This is a genomic window from Streptacidiphilus alkalitolerans, assembly GCF_042511045.1.
GTDB lineage: Bacteria > Actinomycetota > Actinomycetes > Streptomycetales > Streptomycetaceae > Streptacidiphilus > Streptacidiphilus alkalitolerans.
On sequence record NZ_JBHEZX010000001.1, the window covers coordinates 195,274 to 213,302 of the forward strand.

19 protein-coding genes are annotated in these 18,029 nt (G+C 72.1%); 12 read left to right on the top strand and 7 right to left on the bottom strand.

The annotated features are described in order from the left end of the window. Positions 1-25 precede the first annotated feature (25 nt). Both ACEZDG_RS00930 and ACEZDG_RS00935 read left to right on the top strand, forming a co-directional pair. Positions 26-1,804 (top strand): peptide-N4-asparagine amidase, encoded by a 1,779-nt coding sequence (locus ACEZDG_RS00930; RefSeq protein WP_380501116.1) that lies wholly within the window; start codon positions 26-28, stop codon positions 1,802-1,804. Between the two features lie 91 nt (positions 1,805-1,895). Further along, complete coding sequence (locus ACEZDG_RS00935) at positions 1,896-3,350, top strand: catalase (protein WP_380501118.1); 1,455 nt, start codon at positions 1,896-1,898, stop codon at positions 3,348-3,350. 65 nt (positions 3,351-3,415) lie between these two features. Here ACEZDG_RS00935 and ACEZDG_RS00940 read toward each other — a convergent pair whose 3' ends face one another. Beyond that, positions 3,416-3,919 carry a MarR family winged helix-turn-helix transcriptional regulator gene (locus tag ACEZDG_RS00940; protein ID WP_380501120.1) on the bottom strand — a complete coding sequence of 168 codons (504 nt, stop codon included), beginning with the start codon at positions 3,917-3,919 and terminating at the stop codon, positions 3,416-3,418. Between the two features lie 89 nt (positions 3,920-4,008). Here ACEZDG_RS00940 and ACEZDG_RS00945 point away from each other — a divergent pair, with 89 nt between their 5' ends. The 3 genes from ACEZDG_RS00945 to ACEZDG_RS00955 are packed head-to-tail and all read left to right on the top strand — an operon-like array spanning position 4,009 to position 6,457. After that, complete coding sequence (locus ACEZDG_RS00945) at positions 4,009-4,944, top strand: NADP-dependent oxidoreductase (RefSeq protein ID WP_380501122.1); 936 nt, start codon at positions 4,009-4,011, stop codon at positions 4,942-4,944. Between the two features lie 52 nt (positions 4,945-4,996). Next, positions 4,997-5,464, top strand: coding sequence for a cupin domain-containing protein (locus tag ACEZDG_RS00950; protein WP_380501124.1), 468 nt, complete (start codon positions 4,997-4,999; stop codon positions 5,462-5,464). A 48-nt stretch (positions 5,465-5,512) separates the two neighbouring features. Beyond that, positions 5,513-6,457, top strand: a complete 945-nt coding sequence (locus ACEZDG_RS00955; protein WP_380501126.1) for an alpha/beta hydrolase — start codon at positions 5,513-5,515, stop codon at positions 6,455-6,457. Here the strand turns inward: ACEZDG_RS00955 and ACEZDG_RS00960 are convergent. Together ACEZDG_RS00960 and ACEZDG_RS00965 are read right to left on the bottom strand one after the other, a co-directional pair. Next, the gene (locus ACEZDG_RS00960) at positions 6,423-6,860 is read right to left on the bottom strand and encodes a type II toxin-antitoxin system VapC family toxin (RefSeq protein WP_380501128.1); all 438 of its coding nucleotides are present in this window, start codon (positions 6,858-6,860) and stop codon (positions 6,423-6,425) included. The genes ACEZDG_RS00955 and ACEZDG_RS00960 overlap by 35 nt on opposite strands. Then, positions 6,857-7,129 (bottom strand): hypothetical protein, encoded by a 273-nt coding sequence (locus ACEZDG_RS00965; protein ID WP_380501130.1) that lies wholly within the window; start codon positions 7,127-7,129, stop codon positions 6,857-6,859. The genes ACEZDG_RS00960 and ACEZDG_RS00965 overlap by 4 nt, the downstream gene beginning before the upstream one ends. Positions 7,130-7,191: 62 nt before the next feature. Between ACEZDG_RS00965 and ACEZDG_RS00970 the strand changes: the two genes are divergently transcribed. From ACEZDG_RS00970 to ACEZDG_RS00990, 5 genes are all read left to right on the top strand, one after another. Continuing rightward, the gene (locus ACEZDG_RS00970) at positions 7,192-7,788 is read left to right on the top strand and encodes a hypothetical protein (RefSeq protein ID WP_380501132.1); all 597 of its coding nucleotides are present in this window, start codon (positions 7,192-7,194) and stop codon (positions 7,786-7,788) included. Positions 7,789-8,012: 224 nt separating this feature from the next. Next, the gene (locus tag ACEZDG_RS00975; RefSeq protein ID WP_380501134.1) at positions 8,013-9,368 is read left to right on the top strand and encodes a ricin-type beta-trefoil lectin domain protein; all 1,356 of its coding nucleotides are present in this window, start codon (positions 8,013-8,015) and stop codon (positions 9,366-9,368) included. Between the two features lie 170 nt (positions 9,369-9,538). Further along, complete coding sequence (locus ACEZDG_RS00980; protein WP_380501136.1) at positions 9,539-9,940, top strand: MmcQ/YjbR family DNA-binding protein; 402 nt, start codon at positions 9,539-9,541, stop codon at positions 9,938-9,940. A 17-nt stretch (positions 9,941-9,957) separates the two neighbouring features. Continuing rightward, entirely contained in the window at positions 9,958-10,863 is a 906-nt protein-coding gene (locus tag ACEZDG_RS00985; RefSeq protein ID WP_380501138.1) for an Fpg/Nei family DNA glycosylase, read from the top strand. Between the two features lie 109 nt (positions 10,864-10,972). After that, the gene (locus tag ACEZDG_RS00990) at positions 10,973-11,794 is read left to right on the top strand and encodes a DUF4389 domain-containing protein (protein ID WP_380501140.1); all 822 of its coding nucleotides are present in this window, start codon (positions 10,973-10,975) and stop codon (positions 11,792-11,794) included. Here ACEZDG_RS00990 and ACEZDG_RS00995 read toward each other — a convergent pair. From ACEZDG_RS00995 to ACEZDG_RS01005, 3 genes are all read right to left on the bottom strand, one after another. After that, on the bottom strand, positions 11,776-12,522 hold the full coding sequence (locus tag ACEZDG_RS00995) for an ABC transporter permease (RefSeq protein WP_380502208.1): 747 nt from the start codon (positions 12,520-12,522) through the stop codon (positions 11,776-11,778). The two genes, ACEZDG_RS00990 and ACEZDG_RS00995, sit on opposite strands and share 19 nt — an antisense overlap. Before the next feature lie 83 nt (positions 12,523-12,605). Continuing rightward, on the bottom strand, positions 12,606-13,634 hold the full coding sequence (locus ACEZDG_RS01000) for an ATP-binding cassette domain-containing protein (RefSeq protein WP_380501142.1): 1,029 nt from the start codon (positions 13,632-13,634) through the stop codon (positions 12,606-12,608). A gap of 178 nt (positions 13,635-13,812) precedes the next feature. Beyond that, positions 13,813-14,442 (bottom strand): PadR family transcriptional regulator, encoded by a 630-nt coding sequence (locus ACEZDG_RS01005; protein WP_380501144.1) that lies wholly within the window; start codon positions 14,440-14,442, stop codon positions 13,813-13,815. Between the two features lie 379 nt (positions 14,443-14,821). On the opposite strand from ACEZDG_RS01005, the gene ACEZDG_RS01010 reads away from it, so the two are divergent. Beyond that, on the top strand, positions 14,822-16,369 hold the full coding sequence (locus ACEZDG_RS01010) for an amino acid permease (protein ID WP_380501146.1): 1,548 nt from the start codon (positions 14,822-14,824) through the stop codon (positions 16,367-16,369). Between the two features lie 7 nt (positions 16,370-16,376). On the opposite strand, the gene ACEZDG_RS01015 is transcribed toward ACEZDG_RS01010, so the two are convergent. Beyond that, a complete protein-coding gene (locus ACEZDG_RS01015; protein WP_380501148.1) occupies positions 16,377-17,087 on the bottom strand; it encodes a TetR/AcrR family transcriptional regulator in 711 nt (236 codons plus the stop codon). Positions 17,088-17,225: 138 nt separating this feature from the next. On the opposite strand from ACEZDG_RS01015, the gene ACEZDG_RS01020 reads away from it, so the two are divergent. Beyond that, positions 17,226-18,029 (top strand): urea amidolyase associated protein UAAP1, encoded by an 804-nt coding sequence (locus tag ACEZDG_RS01020; RefSeq protein ID WP_380501150.1) that lies wholly within the window; start codon positions 17,226-17,228, stop codon positions 18,027-18,029.

Here is an 18,029-nt window from a genome sequence, read left to right on the forward strand (position 1 = left end):
CATGATCGGCGGAGGTGGCGTTCGGATGCGCGCATGGGGCCTGCGGCACAGACTCGGAGTACTGGGCGGCGCCGCCGTCCTGCTGGCGACCGCGCTCGGAACGCTGGGCACCGCGGGGGCCGGGACGGCGACCGCCGCCGACGCGCCGGTCGAGACCGGGTACCAGAACCCGGTCACCGCGCTGCCCCCGGTGAGCCGCCCGCCGACGCCGCACTGCACGGTGACCGTGATGCGGAACGACTTCGGCAACACCATCAGCTCACCGCCCTACACCGGCACGGTCACCCCGCCCGAGAGCTGCCCCGGCCCCTGGACCAAGGTGGTGCTGGACTGGTCCGGCACCGTGCAGGGACGCCAGTACGACCGGCTCGCGGGGGTCTGGATCGGCGGGGCCGAGGTGCTGCGCACCAGCACGCCCGAACCCACCGCCGACGGGATCAGCTGGCACCTGGAGAAGGACGTCAGCAGCTACATCCCGCTGCTGCGCACCGCCCAGCCGCTCGCGGTCTCGCTCGGCAACGTGGTGAACTCCACCTACACCGGCGTCTACCGCATGACGCTGACCCTGACCTACTACCAGGCCGACCGGCAGCACCCGGCCGCGCGCACCGCCGACCAGGTGCTGCCGCTGTCCTCCGACCCGGCCGGGGCCGGCTGGTACTCGCTCGGCCCCGGGCAGTCGGCGGTGAAGACGGTCACCCTGCCGCGCAACCTCACCGGCGTCCAGCTGGAGGTCTACGCCCGGGGCGGCGGCTGCGACGAGCAGTGGTTCGACTCGGTGCCGTCCGACCTCGCCGCCAGGTATCCGGACTACCTGTGCGGCGGCGGCGCCTACCGCGAGGTGCAGGTCTCGGTGGACGGCCGGCCCGCCGGGATCGCCCAGCCGTACCCGGTCGTCTACTCCGGCGGCATCGTGCCGACGCTGTGGCGGCCGATCCCGGCCGTGGACCAGTTCGTCACCCAGGCCTACGACCTCGACCTGACCCCGTTCGCCGGCGAGCTGGTCGACGGCAAGCCGCACACCTTCACCCTCACCCCCTACGGCGCCGCCGACACCTGGACCGTGGACGGCACGCTGTTCCTGGACACCGACCACGGCGCCGCCCGCACCCATGGCGCGCTCAGCGGCGACACCCTCACCCTGTCCCCCGCCGTCAGCACCACCGAGACCCCGGTCGGCGGCGACACCACCGAGGTCAGGACCACCGCCCAGCGCGACTGGCAGACCTCCGGCTGGCTGCAGACCTCGCACGGACGGGTCGTCAGCACGGTGTCCCAGCACGCCGTCTACCGCAACACCGACGCCGTCTCCTCGGGCGGGCAACGGCAGCGGGTGGCCCAGCAGGAGTACGGCGCCACCACCGTGACCACCAGTCATGACACCGCTCGCGGCACCGGCCGCGGCGCCACTCGCGGCGCCGCCCGGCCGAGCGTCGTGCGGCACGCCTGGTCGTACCCGGTCACCGTGGACTCCGACGTGCCGCTCTACACTGACGGGGACAACTACTCCCTCTCCGCGACGGTCTCCCAGGGCCGGGTCCTGGTCGACAGCGTGCGCTCCGGCAACCGCTGGCTGCCGACCGCAGTCACCGACGACCGGGTCGACGCCACCGGTGTGCTGGCCCGTACCGGCGGTCTCACCACGGCCGCCGACGGCACCGACTCCGAGCACTACCTGGGCAGCACCGACACCGGCGACTGCTACGACCGCAGCATCACCGCGGCCCACGGCTATGTGACGGCGGACCGGCTGCTCCGCTGCGACCGGCACACCCTGGCCGCCGTCGCCACCCCGTCGGGCTGAGCGCCGCGTCCGACCTGGCTCCCTGTTGCCGGGGTGATCGACCGGTGGTTGAGTCGGAAGCTGCTGCCCCGTCCCCAGGAGGAGCCACCTCATGTCCGACGCAGTGGTCCCGCACACGACGTCCAACGCAGGCATCCCGGTGGAGAGCGACGCGGACTCGCTGACGGCGGGGGGGGTCGGCCCGATCCTGCTGCACGACCACTACCTGATCGAGAAGATGGCCCAGTTCAACCGGGAACGGGTGCCGGAGCGGGTGGTGCACGCCAAGGGCGGCGGCGCCTACGGCAGCTTCCGGGTGACCCATGACGTCAGCCGCTACACCAAGGCCGACCTCTTCCAGCCGGGGAGGACGACGGACCTGCTGATCCGCTTCTCCACCGTCGCCGGTGAGCTGGGGACGCCGGACACCTGGCGCGACCCGCGCGGCTTCGCCGTGAAGTTCTACACCGAGCAGGGCAACTACGACCTGGTCGGCAACAACACCCCGGTCTTCTTCGTCCGCGACCCGATGATGTTCCAGGACTTCATCCGCTCGCAGAAGCGCCGTCCCGACACCCATCTGCGCGACAACGACATGCAGTGGGACTTCTGGACGCTGTCGCCCGAGTCGGCGCACATGGTCACCTGGCTGATGGGCGACCGGGGCGTGCCGAAGACCTGGCGCCATATGAACGGCTACGGATCGCACACCTTCCTGTGGGCCAACGCGGGCGGGGAGAAGTTCTGGATCAAGTACCACTTCCTCACCGACCAGGGCGTCGACTTCCTCACCCAGGCCGAGGCCGACCAGCTGGCCGGCGCGGACCCGGACGCCCACCTGCGCGACCTGTACCAGGCCATCGAGCGCGGCGACCACCCCTCCTGGACGCTGAAGGTGCAGGTCATGCCCTTCGACGAGGCCCGGAACTACCGGTTCAACCCCTTCGACCTCACCAAGGTGTGGCCGCACAGCGACTACCCGCTGATCGAGGTCGGCCGGATGACGCTCGACCGGAACCCGGACGACTACCACGTCCACATCGAGCAGGCCGCCTTCGAGCCCTCCAACCTGGTGCCCGGCATCGGGGTCTCGCCGGACAAGATGCTGCTCGGCCGGATCTTCTCCTACCCGGACGCCCACCGGTACCGGGTCGGCCCGAACTACACCCAGCTCCCGCCGAACCGCCCGCACGTCCCGGTGCACTCCTACGCCAAGGACGGACCGATGCGCTTCGAGGCGTCCGGCACCGGCCCGGTGTACGCGCCGAACTCGTACGGCGGTCCGGCCGCCGACACCGCGCGCTTCGGCGAACCGCTGGGCTGGGACGTCTCCGGCAGCATGGTGCGCGAGGCGTATCCGCTGCACAGCGAGGACGACGACTGGGGCCAGGCCGGCACGCTGGTGCGCGAGGTGCTGGACGACGCGGCCCGCGACCGCCTGGTCTCCAACGTCGCCGGCCACCTGGCCAACGGCGTCTCCGCACCGGTGCTGCAACGTGCGCTGCAGTACTGGTCCAGCATCGACAAGTCGATCGGCGACCGCATCGCGGCAGCGCTCCGCGGGTAACCGCGCGGGTAGCCGCGCGGCAGGGGGCGACGAGGGACGACAGGGCGGCTTATCGTCCTGTCGATTTATCTGTCGTGGGCGGATCTGCGGCGCGGGGCGGCGGAACGGGGCGGGTCGGCGCGCATATGCGCGCGGACCCGCCCTAGGATGTCGCTGAGCGCGTCCATGTCCGCCCTGGTCAGCGGTGCCAGCAGGACCTGCCGGACCAGCTCGACATGGCCCGGGAACACCTGGGCCAGCACCTCTTGCCCCTTCGGCGTGGCGCTGACCATGGTGCTGCGCTCGTCGTCGCTGGACGGCGCCCTGGTCAGCAGCCCGGCCTTGGCCATCTGGGTGACCTGGTAGGTCAGCCCGCTGCGGCTGTGCACCAGCCGGTCGGCGACATCGGTCATCCGCTGCGGCTCGTCCGGGGTCTCCCCGAGCGTGGCGAGGATCTGGAACTGGATGTAGCTGAGCCCGCCGTCCTCGCGAAGCTGCTGGTCAACGGCGTGCTGAAGCAGGCTGCTGACCTCCATCAGCGCGAAGTAGGCAGCCAGCTGCCCGGGATCCAGGAACGAAGTGTCGGCCATAGCCATAGATTCTACTTGCTACGAATTCGAAGCAGGCGTATGGTTCCCATGTGCTTCGAATTCGCAGCACATATGTCGAAGGAGCTCCCATGAAGGCAGTACGTTTCCACCAGTACGGCGACCCCACCGTGCTCCACTACGAGGACGCCGCCCGGCCCGAGCCGGCCGCAGGCCAGGTCCTGGTCCAGGTCGCGGCGACCTCGTTCAACCCGGTCGACGCCGCGATCCGGGCCGGCTACCTGCAGCAGGTCTTCTCGGTCGCCCTCCCCCACGTCCCCGGCATCGACGTCGCCGGAACGGTGGTGCGGCTCGGCGACGGGGTGACCGCCTGGGCGCTCGGGGACCAGGTGTTCGGCTACCTGCCGATGGTGCTGGACGGGGCCGCCGCCGAGTTCGTCGCGGTTCCGGCCGACCTACTGGCGGCGGCGCCGTCCGGGATCCCGCTGGCGGACGCCGCGGCCCTGCCCGCCGCCGCGCTGACCGCCTGGCAGGCGCTGTTCGAACACGCGGAACTGCAGGCAGGCCAGCGGTTGCTGGTCAACGGCGCGGGCGGCGGTGTCGGCGGCTTCGCCGTACAACTGGCCAAGCAGGCCGGGGCGTTCGTCATCGCCACGGCGAGCCCGCGCAGCACCGCCGCCGTCGGCGCGGACGGCGCGGACCAGATCGTCGACTACACCGCGACCACCCCGGCCGAGGCGCTCACCGAGCCGGTCGACGTCGTGCTCAACCTGGTGTCGGCCTCCGAGGCGGAGCTGGCGGCGCTGACCGGCCTGGTCCGGCCGGGCGGAGTCGTCGTCAGCACCGCGACCCCCGCCGTCGCCGATCCGGAGCGGGGCGTACGGGCCCTCGGGATGCAGCTGCGGGCGGACGCCAACCGGCTGGCGGCCCTGGCCAAGGCGGTCGACGCCGGCGAGCTCAGGGTCGACGTCAGCGGCAGGTACCCGCTGACGCAGGCCGCCGAGGTGCACGAGCACAGCGCGGCCGGGCTGATCCGGGGCAAGGTCCTGCTGCTCCCCGCCCTCTGACCTCCCGCCGACCGCCCTGCATGCACAACTACGCCACTCGAAGGAGCCCAGCATGAGCATGGCCTACCTCGCCCAGCCCGACCAGCAGCAGAAGCTCGAATGGCTGGACGGCGGCGTCTTCGCCGTCCTCCTCGACAGCGCGGCCACCGACGGGCAGTTGACCGTCGGACGCTTCACCGTCAGCAAGGACGAGGCCCCGCCGTACCACCTGCACACCCGTGAGGACGAGGTCTTCATGCTGCTCAAGGGCAGCGCGCTGGTGTGGTCCGACGGCGAGGAGATGGAGCTGTCGGAGGGCGGCATCGTCTACCTGCCCAAGAACGTCCCGCACGGCTACCGGATCACCTCCGACCGCGCCGACCTGCTGATGATCTGCACCCCCGGCGGCATCGAGGGCATGTTCCGCCACGCGGGACGCGACCTGGCCACCCCGCGCCCCGAGGGCTTCGAGATCTCCCGCGACCGGATGGCCGAGGCCGCCGACCTGTACGGCCAGGTCATCGTCGGCCCGCCGCGCTGACCGCGGGCCCCGCGCATCCAGACACTTCTGAACAGAAACGGCATCACCATGACCCAGCAGCAGCGCCAGACCCTCGACGACCTGCTCCGCCACGGCCCGCTGGACATCGGCGGCGACGTGGCCGAACAGCGCGCCGTCTTCCACGAGATGATCGCGTCCATACCGCTGCCCGAGGACGTCTCGGTCAAGCCGGGGCTGCTCGGCGGCGTCCCCGTGGTCACCGTCGAGACGCCCGGTGACGATCCGTCACTTGTCCTGCTCTACTTCCACGGTGGCGCCTACGCCCTGGGCTCGGCCGCCGACTCGGCCGGGCTGGCCGCCGACGTCGCCCGGCGCTCCGGCGCCCGGGCCGTCTCCGTGGACTACCGGCTCGCCCCCGAACACCCCTTCCCCGCCGCCGTGGACGACGCCGTGGCCGCCTACCGCGCCCTGCTCGACCAGGGCGTCCCCAGCACCGCCGTCGCCTTCGTCGGCGAGTCTGCGGGCGGCGGACTGGTGGTCGCGACCCTGGTCGCACTCAAGGACGCCGGCCTGCCGCAGCCCGCCTCGGCCGCCGTCTTCTCCCCCTGGGCCGACCTGACCCTGACCGGCGACAGCCTGGCCGGCAAGGCCGAGGCCGATCCGGCGCTCACCCCGCAGGGCCTGCGCACCCGGGCCGGCGACTACCTCGGCCCGGCCGACCCCGCCTCCCCGCTGGCCAGCCCGGTCTTCGCCGACCTGACCGGCCTCCCGCCCCTGCTGATCCAGGTCGGATCGCACGAGATCCTGCTGGACGACGCGGTACGGCTGGCCGCCCGGGCCGGCGCCCACGACGTCCAGGTCGACCTGCAGATCTGGCCCGGCCTCCCGCACGTCTTCCAGGGCTTCGCCGCCCTCGTCGACGAAGCCGACGCCGCCCTCCACTCCGCCGCCGCCTTCACCAAGTCCCACTGGGCGGGCAGGGAAGGGGCGCCCACCGTCATACCGGCAGGACGCGGACCTGCGCGGGACTGAAGGCCCGCCCGGGGCCGGACCGGTCGAGCCGATCGCCGAGCAGGGTGGCGATGTCGTCCACGTCCGAGGTCAGCACGGACACCGGTCTGTCGGGCAGGGCCAAGGCGGTGGCGACGACCATGGCGTCGATCGCGTACTTGTGCCCGTGCAGGCCCGTGCTCCGCAACAGCTTCGACGCGGCCCTGGCCAGATCCAGGGTCAGCGGAACAACCACAAGCCGGGACAACGCCCAGTCGAGCCTGGCCGGATGCACCGCGGCGTGGTCGGCCTCGACGACGGTGGCTGCGGCGCTCACCACCCGGACGTCGTCCTGAAGGGCCACCGCCAGCCGCGCGGTCATCTTCCGATCGGCGCGCAGGTAGAGGGAGAGGGCCTCGCTGTCGAGCACCCAGGTCCCACTCACGCGACCTCGTCGCGCGAGGCCGCACCATGGATCTCTTCCCGGGCCGCCCGGATCTCCTCCGGCGTGAGCGGGCCGTGGATCTCCTCATTCGCCTCGATCAGCGCCTGCAGGTTGTCACGCTCGATCTGCCGACGCACTGCGGCCTCGACATACGGCGACACACCGCGCTTGCCCACACGGTCGCGGACCGAGTCGATGACACTCGCGTGGAAGGAGACCGACACGGACACGGTCGGGTCCTGCTCGGGGGCGGAGCCGATGTCATTCATGCCACTAATCTAGCAAAACTTTTGCCAGAGGACAGGGCTCCCGGCCATGGGATGCTGGGGCGGTGACGGTGGGGTTCGGGGTGGTGGGGTTCGGGGTGGTGGAGTTCCAGCTGGTGCTGCTGCGGCGGATGGCCGACTTCCAGCCGGGGCTGGTGGAGCGGGCGCGCAGCGGACTCGGCTGCTCGGCCATGGACATGCGCCAGGTCAACGCCGACTGGCAGCGCTTCGTCCGGTCCAGGACGGCGCCGCGCGGGGTGGCCCGCTACACCGCGGTCCTGGGCCCGCAGGACTCGGTCCGCGAGCAGCGCACCGGCGATCTGACCTGCCTGCTGCACCACTGGTCGCTGCCGCTGTGGCCCGAGCTGCGCTTCGAGGCGGTCGAGGGCCCCGACCGCGGGGTCTGGCAGGAATGGCTGGTCCGGGCGCCGGGGACGGAGCCGCCCGCCGTACCCGCGACCGGCGAGCTGGCGCCGTGGCAGTACGTGGTCACCGACCTGGAGCGGCTGTCCCCCGAGGTCAGGCACCTGCCCGCGGACGCGCCCCAGCGCTGGGTCAGCCAGTTCGCCCTTCCGGACGCGGAGGGCACCCTGCACCACCGCCGGGCCCGCTTCGTCTACGGGCTGCTCCAGGAAGTCTCCGAGCTCGACCGACCCCGCTGACGGGCCGTGGGGCGGGCCGCCGGCTTCAGGTATTGAAGCCGCAGGCGTCGCACAAAGCATGCTGGGCACAACTATTGACCCATGTTCATGCCAAGCGCCATAGTGCCGAGAGACCCATCGGCACGCGCTGCCCGCCCCAGCCAGGAGTACGTCGGCGCGCCCTCCACCCCCACGCGCGGCCCTGCACCCCCACAGCGCACGGCCTGAGTCCCCGGGAGCCGTAGATGTCCCTGTCCCCTGCCGTAAAACCCCCACCCACGCGGCGGTCCGCACGCGCCATCGCCCGGCGCTGGCGTCGGAGCGCGGCGCTGCTCGCCACCGCCCTGCTGGCCGTCTTCGCCGCCTTCCCGTCCAGCGCGCAGGCGGTGACCGTGCCCGGCGCGCCCTCGGGCTGGACCACCGTGTTCAGCGACGGCTTCGCCGGAGGCTCCGGCAGCGCGCCGTCCTCCTCGAACTGGATCTACGACACCGGTCCCGGCTCCAACTTCGGCACCGGTGAGATCGAGACCATGACCAACTCGACCAGCAACGTCCACCTGGACGGCAGCGGCCACCTGGACATCACCGCGCTGAACAACGGCGGCAATTGGACCTCGGGGCGGATCCAGACCCCCAGCGCCAACGTGGGCGCCCCGGCCGGCGGCAAGCTGCAGGTCACCGCGTCGATCCAGCAGCCCAACCCGGGCAGCGGCCTCGGCTACTGGCCCGCCTTCTGGATGCTGGGCCCGGGCCAGTGGCCCGAGAACGGCGAGATCGACATCATGGAGGACGTCAACGCCCTCTCCCAGGTCGCCGGAACCATCCACTGCGGCACCTACCCGGGCGGCGTCTGCAACGAGGGCAACGGCATCGGCAGCGGGCTCCGCGCCTGCGGCGGCTGCCAGACCGGCTACCACACCTACTCGATGATCCTGGACCGCACCAACACCTCGGCCGAGACCATCACCTGGTACCTGGACGGCGCCCAGTACTTCAGCGTCAGCGAGAGCCAGGTGGGCGCGTCGACCTGGCAGCAGGCGTTCGACCACAACCTGTCGATCATCTTCGACCTCGCCATCGGCGGCGGCTTCCCCAACGGCGTCTGCAACTGCACCACCCCGACCGGCTCCACCAGTTCGGGGGCCACCATGAGCGTCGGCTACGTCGCGGCGTACACGACCACCGGCAGCGGTGGCGGTGGCGGCGGCGGCACCGGGACCGGCGGCGCGATCACCGGCTACGGCGGCCTGTGCCTGGACGACCGCTCATCCAGCACCGCCAACTACAACCCGATCCAGGTCTACACCTGCAACGGCACCAACGCCCAGAAGTGGACCTTCGTCCAGGCCGGCACCACCCTGCATGTGCTGGGCAAGTGCCTGGACGTCTACGCGGCCGGCACCGCCAACGGCACCCCGGTCGACCTGTACGACTGCAACAACACCGGCTCCCAGGTCTGGATCCCGCAGTCCAACGGGTCCCTCTACAACCCGCAGTCGAACAAGTGCCTGGACGACACCGGCTGGTCCACCACGCCGGGCACCCAGACCGAGATCTGGGACTGCACCGGCGGCGCCAACCAGAAGTGGAACCTGCCCTGACCCCTGCCGGCGACCCCCACTGACCCGGCTGATCCCCGCTGACCCCCGCTCCCCCACCCCGAGCCCCGTTCGGTCCGGGCCGGACGGGAGCCCGGCGGTGGGACCCCGCACCCCCGGGGTCCCACCGCCGGGCGCACGCCGAGCGGGGGAAAAACGGATAAAATCCTCCCGTGGCCACCTGGGACGACGTACGCGGGCTCGCGCTGGCACTGCCGGAGACGAGCGAACGGCTGTCGCGCGAAAACGCCCACTGGTGGGTGAAGGACAAGAGCTTCGTCTGGGAGCGCCCGCTCCGCCGCACCGACATCGAGGCCCTCACAGCCCTCGGGGCCACCGCCCCGGACGGACCGGTCCTGGGCGCGCGGGTCGCGGACACCGGAGTACGGCAGGCGCTGATCGCCTCGAACCCGGACGTCTTCTTCACCATCCCGCACTTCGACGGCTACCCGGCGGTCCTGGTCCGGCTCGACCGGATCGACCCGACCGAGCTCGGCGAGCTGATCGTCGAGGCCTGGCTGCTCCGCGCACCGAAGCGGCTGGCGCAGCAGTACCTGAACCCCTCCGCCCCGTAGGGTGCAGACTTGGTGCCATGCCTGAACTGCCGGAGGTCGAGTCCCTCACCGGGTTCCTGGCCGAGCACCTCGTCGGCCGTTCCGTCGCCCGGGTGTACCCGCTGGCCGTCCATGCCCTGAAGACCTACGACCCCCCTCCCGGCGCGCTCGAGGGCCTGGTCTTCGAAAGCGTGACCCGGCACGGCAAGTTCCTCGACTTCACCGCCGGCGGACGGGATGCCGGGGCCGGCGCCGGGAGCGGCACCAGCGAACTACACCTGGTCATCCACCTGGCCAGGGCCGGCTGGATCCGCTGGAACGAAGCGCTCCCGGCCGCGCCCCCGCGCCCGGGCAAGGGCCCGCTGGCGCTGCGGGTACGTCTCGCCGAACCCGAGGGCGCCGGCTTCGACGTCACCGAGGCGGGCACGCAGAAGCGCCTCGCCGTCCACCTGGTCCGGGATCCGCAGCAGGTGCCCGGTATCGCCCGGCTCGGACCCGACCCGCTCGCCGACAGCTTCACCCTGGCGGCCTTCACCGAGCTGCTGCACCGGGAGCGCCGCCAGATCAAGGGCATGCTGCGGGACCAGGGCGTGATCGCCGGCATCGGCAACGCCTACTCCGACGAGATCCTGCACGCGGCCCGGATGTCCCCGTTCAAACCCGCCGCCAACCTCTCCGAGGAGGAGACCGCCCGCCTCCACGCCGCGATCGGCAGCACGCTGCGGGAGGCGGTCGAACGCTCCCGCGGGCTCCCGCTGCGCGACCTCAAGGCCGAGAAGAAGAGCGGGCTCCGGGTCCACGGCCGCACCGGGGAACCCTGCCCGGTCTGCGGGGACACCATCCGCGAGGTGTCCTTCAGCGACTCCTCGCTCCAGTACTGCCCCACCTGCCAGACCAACGGCAAACCCCTCGCCGACCGCCGCCTCTCCCGCCTCCTGAAGTAGCCCCGGCTACCCGGGTGGGTCAATGCGCCGCGTCCAGCGCGCGGTGGGGCGGGGGCGCTGGGAGGCTTGGGCCTGAGTGGGGGTCAGCACGCTGAACGGAGCGCTCCGCATGGCACAGACCGGCTGGACCAGCACCATCCCGAGCCCGGGCCCGGCCGCGGAGTGGCTGCCGGCCCTGGACATCCCGGAGCCTGGGCCGCAGTCGCGGCTCACCGTGCTGCTGCGCTGGCTGCTGCTGATCCCGCAGTTCATCGCGCTGTGGCTGCTGGGGATCCTGGCGTTCTTCGTGGTGGTCATCGGCTGGTTCGGGGCGCTGTTCACCGGTCGGCTGCCCGACTTCGCGGCCCAGTACCTGACCGGTTTCCTCGGGTACCAGACCCGGGTGGGCGCGAGCGCCATGCTGCTGGTGGACCGCTATCCGCCGTTCACCCTGGACCACCGGCCGGAGGGCTACCCGGTGCAGGTCGAGGTGCACCCGGGGCCGCTGAACCGGCTCGCGGTGTTCTTCCGGCTGATCCTGGTGATCCCCGCGGCGATCGTGGAGGGCCTGCTCACCGCGGGCTGGTACACCGTGTCGATCATCGTCTGGCTGGTGGTGCTGGTGCTGGGCCGGATGCCGCGCCCGCTGTTCGAGGCGACGGCGGCGGTGCTGCGCTACAGCATGCGGCTCAGTGCCTACCTGCTGCTGCTCACCTCCGCCTACCCCAAGCGGATCTTCGGCGACGACGCCGACACCGCCTACGGGACGGCGCCCGAGGCGGTGTCGGCCACCAGGCCGCTGCTGCTGAGCGGTCTCGGCAAGGGCCTGGTGGTGCTGTTCCTGGTGGTGGGGCTGTTCAGCAGTGCCGCCGAGAACCTCGCCACCGACAACAGCGACAACAACACGAACAACAACAGCAGCAGCGCGCCGGCTCAGACGGACTTCTGGTAGGAGCGGAAGGTCCGCAGCGACAGCCAGACCGCGAAGGCGGCCAGCAGCAGCGTCCAGCCGCCGTGGCTGAGCACGGACCACCAGTCGGCGTCGGCCGCCATCGCCGCGCGGCCGGTCTCCAGCGCCCAGTTGACCGGGTTGAACCGGGCCACCACCTGCATCCAGTGCGGCATCAGGCCGGAGGGCATGAAGGCCGAGGAGAGGAAGGTCAGCGGCAGCAGCAGGAAGGTGTTGATGCCGATGATCGACTCGCGTTCGCGCACCAGCATGCCCAGCGCGTTGGAGAAGGCCCCGAAGATGGTGCCCAGCGCGGAGGACACCAGGACCAGGATCAGCAGCCCGAGCGCCCCGCCGGGGTAGTGCGCTCCGCCGGCCCAGCCCAGCAGGATGATGATCACCGACTGCAGCGCGGTGGTGACCGACTGGGCCACCACATTGGCGTTCATCAGCGCGCTGCGGCGGACCGGGGTGATCAGGAAGCGGTTGAGCGTGCCGCGCTCGATCTCCTCCAGGGTGCCCATCCCGGCCCACATGTTGGCGGAGACCGCGCTCATCACGATCACGCCGGGGACCAGGTAGTCGAGGTAGGAGCCGCTGCCGAAGCCGGGCAGTTCGACCACCTTGCGGAACAGCGCGCCGAACAGGAACAGCCAGATCACCGGCTGGATCAGAGTGATGATCAGATAGGCGGGCTGCCGGGCGAAGGCCATGAACTGGCGCTGCGTCATGTACCAGGTCTGGGCGACGGCCTCGGTCGGCCTGGGCCGGGTCGAGGGGACGGCGGACGTGGCGGGGACAGTTGCGGCGGTGCTCATCGGGTGCCTCCTTCGGCGTCGGCGAAGCTGCGTCCGGCGTAGCGGAGGTAGACGTCGTCCAGGGACGGGCGGGCCACCGTGACGGCGGCGACCGGGCTGCCGGCCTGGTCCAGCGCGGCCAGGACGGCGGGGACGGCGGCGGCGCCGTCGTCGGCGCGGGCGCTGACCCGGCGTCCGTCCACGGTGATCTCCCGGATGCCGGGCACCCGGCCCAGCGCCTCGTACACCGGCAGCGCGTCGGCGGCCGGGGCCCGGACCAGCTCGACGTGGACGGCGTCGCCGTGCAGTTCGCCCTTGAGCTCGTCGGGGCTGCCCTCGGCGACGATCCGGCCGCGGTCGACGATGGCGAGCCTGGCGGCCAGCTTGTCGGCCTCCTCCAGGTAGTGCGTGGTGAGCAGGATGGTCAGGCCCTCGTCGCCGGCCAGCCGGGCGATCTCCTCCCACATGGCGGTGCGGGCCTCCGGGTCGAGCCCGGTGGTGGGCTCGTCCAGGAACAGCACCTGCGGGCGGTGGACCAGGCCGAGCGCCACGTCCAGGCGTCGCTGCATCCCGCCGGAGTAGGTCTTGACCTGGCGCTTGGCGGCGTCGGTCAGGTCGAACCGGCCGAGCAGCTCGTCGGCGCGGCGGCTCAGTTCGGCGCCGCGCATGCCGTAGAGGCGGCCCTGCAGCAGCAGGTTCTCCCGGCCGGTGGCGACCGGGTCGGCGCCGGAGCGCTGGGCCACCACGCCGATGGAGCGGCGCACCCGGGCCGGGTCCGCGGCGACGTCGTGTCCGGCGACGACGGCGTGGCCGCTGTCGGCGGCGGCGAGGGTGGTGAGGATCTTGACGGTGGTGGACTTGCCGGCGCCGTTGGGGCCGAGCAGCCCGAAGACGATGCCGGGCTCGACCGAGATGCTGAGGCCGTCGAGCGCGCGGACCGGCTCGTTGCGGCCCTTGACCTGGTAGGTCTTCACCAGCTCGGTGGCCTGGACGGCGGGGGTGCGGGTGGTCGCTGCCCTGGTGGCGGGCGGGGCGGGGCTGGTCATGGTGGTGCTGTCCCTTCGTTCGTTGATCGTTCCGCGGCTGATCAGCGACTGGGGACTCGGGCTACGATGGTCGGTGAGAGTGCCTCGTAGGTGCCGAGCCTTGTTGTCGCAAGTCGGTGCCGAGGTTGCTGGCCCCGCCCGGTGTTGTCGCACCTGGGCGGGGTTCTTTTTTCGGTTGTCAGTCCTCTTCGAGTGCGAGCCACTCCTCCGGCGCCCGGCCGGTGGCGTGGAACTGCCGCCAGCCGTCGATTCCGCTGAGCGAGCCGTCGGCCATGTCCTTGACCAGCTGACGGGTCCACTCCGCCTCGGCGGCGAGCATGGCCAGGCTGTACTCGGACTCCACCAGGAACACCCGGGGCAGCGTTTTGAGGAGTTCCGCGAGGCCTTCGCGGCCCTCCGCCACCCGGGCGTCCAGTTCGGCGACCCGCTGCTCCAGCAGTCTGCGGGCCTCGTCCGGGGGCAGCACCCCCATCAGCGAGAGCGCGGCCTCGAAGCGGGGGTGCTCCTTGACCGGGGTACCGACCAGTTCGGCCAGCCAGTCGTGCAGTTCGACGGCTCCGGAGCCGGTGAGGCTGTAGAGCGTGCGCTCAGGCCTACGGCCGTCCCGTTCGACCGCCGCGGCCTCGATGAACCCGTGCCGCTCCAGGCTCTGCACCACGGTGTAGAGCGAACCGTAATTGATCTTGATGCTGTGCTCCTTGTGCCGGGAGCGGAGCACCTGGGCGATCTCGTACGGATGGCGCGGCTGCTCGCGGAGGGTCGCCAGGACGGCGAGGGCGAGCGGGTTGCTCATCTTTCGTCCGGCCATCACGCCCTCCTCGGGTCCGACTATCCGGTCCCGAGTATATGGACGCGACTGTCGCGGTGTCAACACGCTATATCGCGTCTCTCGGGCAGGACAAGGGGCATGCGAAGCGGGCCCCGGCCGCCACCGGGACCCGCGGGGTCGAGCCTTAATACCTGTCGCACGACAGAAATTAGGGTCACCAGGTTTCCCCGCCATATCGCGGCCGTGTCGGACGGGTTGCGCCGCACGGTTTCCGCAGCCGTAACGCCCGCTTAGCGCGAACGCAACGCCCGGGCGCTTCTCTGACTGCCAATCACGACGTCCGCCGCCACGGACCCGTCCCGCCTGTCGCTCCGTCCAGTTGCACCCGCGCACCGCCTCAGAGCGACAGGGGACATCCATGTCCGATCCCGGCACCACCAGCGGCACCCTCAGCGCACCGGCCCCAGCCCCGGACACCGCCGGCCCCGGCGGCGACGCCGGCGCCCTGGCCGCCTTCGGCTACCGCCAGGAGCTGCACCGCAGACTCGGCCGCTACGCCTCCTTCGCGGCCGGCTTCTCCTTCATCTCGGTGCTCACCACCGTGTTCCAGTTCTTCGCCTTCGGCTTCTCCTTCGGCGGCGCCGCCTTCGTCTGGACCTGGCCGGTGGTGCTGGTCGGCCAGCTCGCCGTGGCCGCCTGCTTCGCCGAACTGGCCGCCCGCTACCCGATCTCGGGGGCCGTCTACCAGTGGGCGACCCGGCTGAGCACCCCCGCCTTCGGCTGGTTCGCCGGCTGGCTGATGGTGATCGGGCAGATCGTCGTGGTCTCGGCCGCGGCGCTGGCGCTGCAGGTGGTGCTGCCGGCGATCTGGTCCGGCTTCCAGCTCGTCGGCGGCGACCCCTCGCCCACCACCCACAGCGGCGCGGAGAACGCGGTGCTGCTCGGGCTGGTGCTGCTGGTCGCCACCACCATCGTGAACGTGGTCGACATCCGGGTGATGTCGCTGATCAACAGCGTCGGGGTGACCTGCGAGCTGATCGGCATCGCGCTGATGGCGGTGCTGCTGTTCACCCACACCGAGCGCGGCCCCGGCGTGGTGCTGCACACCGGGCAGGCCGGCGGCAGCTACCTCGGGGTGTTCCTGATCGCCTCGTTCAGCGCCGCCTACGTCCTGGTCGGCTTCGACAGCGCGGGCGAGATGTCCGAGGAGACCCGCTCCCCCAGCCGTACCGCGCCGCGCACCATCCTCGGCGCGGTGGCCGCGGCCGGGATCGGCGGCGGACTGGTGCTGCTGGGCGGGGTGCTGGCCGCGCCCAGCCTGACCGACGGCAACCTGGCCGGGCAGGGCCTGTCCTACGTACTGACCAGCCGCCTCGGCAGCGGGGTCGGCCGGGCGCTGCTGCTGGACGTCGCGGTGGCGGTCTGCGTGGCCACCCTGGCGATCCAGACGGCAGGCGCCCGGATGGTGTTCTCCATGGCCAGGGACGGTGCGCTGCCCGCCTCCCGGCGGCTGGCCGCGGTCGGCACCCGTACCGGTACGCCGAACGCGCCGGCCGTGGTGGTCGGGGTGCTCGCGGCGGCGGCGATGGCGCTGAGCCTGGTCTCCGCCTCGGTCTACCTGGCCCTGGGCACCACCTGCATCGTGCTGGTCTACCTCGCCTACGCGATGGTGACCGGGCCGATGCTGCTGCGCCGCTTCCGCGGGGTGCCGCTGGGCGGGCGCTCCGGCGCGGACGAGACCGGCCGCCCGCTGTTCTCACTGGGCCGCTGGGGCCTGCCGATCAACGTCCTGGCCGTGCTCTACGGGGTGGCCATGGCGGTCAACCTGGCCTGGCCGCGCGCCGAGGTCTACGACCCGCAGGGCGGCCACTGGTACCTGCAGTACTTCACCCTGCTGTTCCTCGGCGGGGCGCTGCTGCTCGGCCTGGTCGCCTACCGGACGAAGCGGAAGAGCGCCGGGGCCTGAGCCACGGTCAGCCCGCGCGCAGGGTGTCCAGCAGGGCGGCACCCTGCGCCGCGGCGGCGGCGAGCACCGGCTCGGGCGTGCCGGAGAGGCGCAGCGCGCCGTCGGCCGCCGCGACGGCGAGGGCGGGGGCCGAGGGGTCCGGGTCCTGACGCCGGATCAGGATCACGCCCTCGATCAGCCCGAACACCAGGTCGGCCCGGAGCTCCAGCTCGGCCGCGGGAACCGCCGCCGCGGCGTCCGTCGCGGCCAGCAGCTCGCGGTAGGAGGACTTGAGCTCGGCCCGGACCCGGTGGAACGCGGCGAAGCGCTCGGCGGCCACCTCGGGCAGCAGGTAGAGCGCGCCCAGGTTGTGCGGGCCGCCGCAGAGCAGCGCCACGTCCGCCCGGCAGAGCGCCCAGAGCCGGGCCTCGGCGGTGGCCGAGGGGTGCGCGACCAGCGCCCGGGCGAGGTCCAGCGAGGGGCGGACGGTGCCTTCCAGCAGCGCGGCGAGGATGTCCTCCTTGCCGGCGAAGTAGTGGTACATCGACGCCTGGCGCAACCCGGCGCGTTCGGCGATGGCCCTGGTGGTGGTCGCCCCGTAGCCGTGCCGGGTGAACAGTTCGGCGGCGGCGGCGAGGACGCCGTCGCGCGGGGCCAGGCCGTCCGCGACGGGCCCCTGGGCGCGGGGGCGGCCGACCCGGGCGCGGGGCGCGGGAGCGGCGCCGGCGGTGGTGGACATCTGCTGATCCTGGCACACCGTCCCGGGGAGGCGTTACGGCGGGGAAACCTCGGGGCAATCGGCGTGAAGCCTCGGCGGCCTAATTTCTGTCAAGCGACAGAAATTCAGTAACCGACCGCCCACCCCTGGAGGCTGACCGTGCGTTCGGCAACCGGCACCACCTATGCCGCTCGGGACCACGCCCGTGCCCAGGCCACCGCCGTGGACCGGCCCGGCGCCCCGCCCGGCGTGGCCGCCGAGGAGCTGGTCTGGGCCGAGACCGTGCCCGGCGGCAACTACAGCCACAAGGTGCTGGCCCGCGGCAGCTCGCTGCGGTTCGCCGACCCCACCGGCGACGCCTGCGCCCATCTGCTGCTGTATGTCGCCGACCGGCCCTGGGAGCGGCTGAACACCGCCGACACCACCAAGGTCCAGTGGAACGCCTACCTGGGCGCGGGCAGCCTGCTGCTCTCCGACCAGGGCCGGGTGCTGGCCACCGTCACCGAGGACAGTTCGGGGCGGCACGACGCGCTGTGCGGGACGTCCACCCTGGCCCGCAACACCGCCCGCTACGGCGACGGCACCCCGCAGTCGGCCTCCCCGGCCGGACGGGAGCTGCTGCTGCTCGCCGCCGCCAAGAACGGCCTCGGGCCGCGCGACCTCGGGCCTTCGCTGTCGCTGTTCCAGGGGGTGCGGGTGGGCCCGGACGGGGCGCTGGAGCACCTCGGCCCGGCCGGCCCCGGCACCGCGCTGACGCTGCGGGCCGAGCAGCCGCTGACCGTCCTGGTCGCCAACGTCCCGCACCCGCTGGACCCGCGGGCCGAGTACCGGTGCGGCCCGCTGGAGGTCACCGCCTGGCCGGGCACAGCCACCGGCCCCGGCGACCCCTGGTGGGACGCGACGCCGGAGGCCCACCGGGCCTACCTCAACACCGCCGAGTTCTGCGCCGCCAGGGGGATCTGA

Excerpts from the sequence above, each read along its gene's own strand:
- ACEZDG_RS00995 (WP_380502208.1), bottom strand. The coding sequence starts at position 12,522 with ATGACGCAGCGCCAGTTCATGGCCTTCGCCCGGCAGCCCGCCTATCTG.
- ACEZDG_RS00930 (WP_380501116.1), top strand. The coding sequence starts at position 26 with ATGCGCGCATGGGGCCTGCGGCACAGACTCGGAGTACTGGGCGGCGCC.
- ACEZDG_RS01015 (WP_380501148.1), bottom strand. The coding sequence starts at position 17,087 with ATGTCCACCACCGCCGGCGCCGCTCCCGCGCCCCGCGCCCGGGTCGGC.
- ACEZDG_RS00945 (WP_380501122.1), top strand. The coding sequence starts at position 4,009 with ATGAAGGCAGTACGTTTCCACCAGTACGGCGACCCCACCGTGCTCCAC.
- ACEZDG_RS01000 (WP_380501142.1), bottom strand. The coding sequence starts at position 13,634 with ATGACCAGCCCCGCCCCGCCCGCCACCAGGGCAGCGACCACCCGCACC.
- ACEZDG_RS01005 (WP_380501144.1), bottom strand. The coding sequence starts at position 14,442 with ATGGCCGGACGAAAGATGAGCAACCCGCTCGCCCTCGCCGTCCTGGCG.
- ACEZDG_RS00955 (WP_380501126.1), top strand. The coding sequence starts at position 5,513 with ATGACCCAGCAGCAGCGCCAGACCCTCGACGACCTGCTCCGCCACGGC.
- ACEZDG_RS00965 (WP_380501130.1), bottom strand. The coding sequence starts at position 7,129 with ATGAATGACATCGGCTCCGCCCCCGAGCAGGACCCGACCGTGTCCGTG.
- ACEZDG_RS00985 (WP_380501138.1), top strand. The coding sequence starts at position 9,958 with ATGCCTGAACTGCCGGAGGTCGAGTCCCTCACCGGGTTCCTGGCCGAG.
- ACEZDG_RS00950 (WP_380501124.1), top strand. The coding sequence starts at position 4,997 with ATGAGCATGGCCTACCTCGCCCAGCCCGACCAGCAGCAGAAGCTCGAA.
- ACEZDG_RS00975 (WP_380501134.1), top strand. The coding sequence starts at position 8,013 with ATGTCCCTGTCCCCTGCCGTAAAACCCCCACCCACGCGGCGGTCCGCA.
- ACEZDG_RS00935 (WP_380501118.1), top strand. The coding sequence starts at position 1,896 with ATGTCCGACGCAGTGGTCCCGCACACGACGTCCAACGCAGGCATCCCG.
- ACEZDG_RS00990 (WP_380501140.1), top strand. The coding sequence starts at position 10,973 with ATGGCACAGACCGGCTGGACCAGCACCATCCCGAGCCCGGGCCCGGCC.
- ACEZDG_RS01010 (WP_380501146.1), top strand. The coding sequence starts at position 14,822 with ATGTCCGATCCCGGCACCACCAGCGGCACCCTCAGCGCACCGGCCCCA.
- ACEZDG_RS00940 (WP_380501120.1), bottom strand. The coding sequence starts at position 3,919 with ATGGCCGACACTTCGTTCCTGGATCCCGGGCAGCTGGCTGCCTACTTC.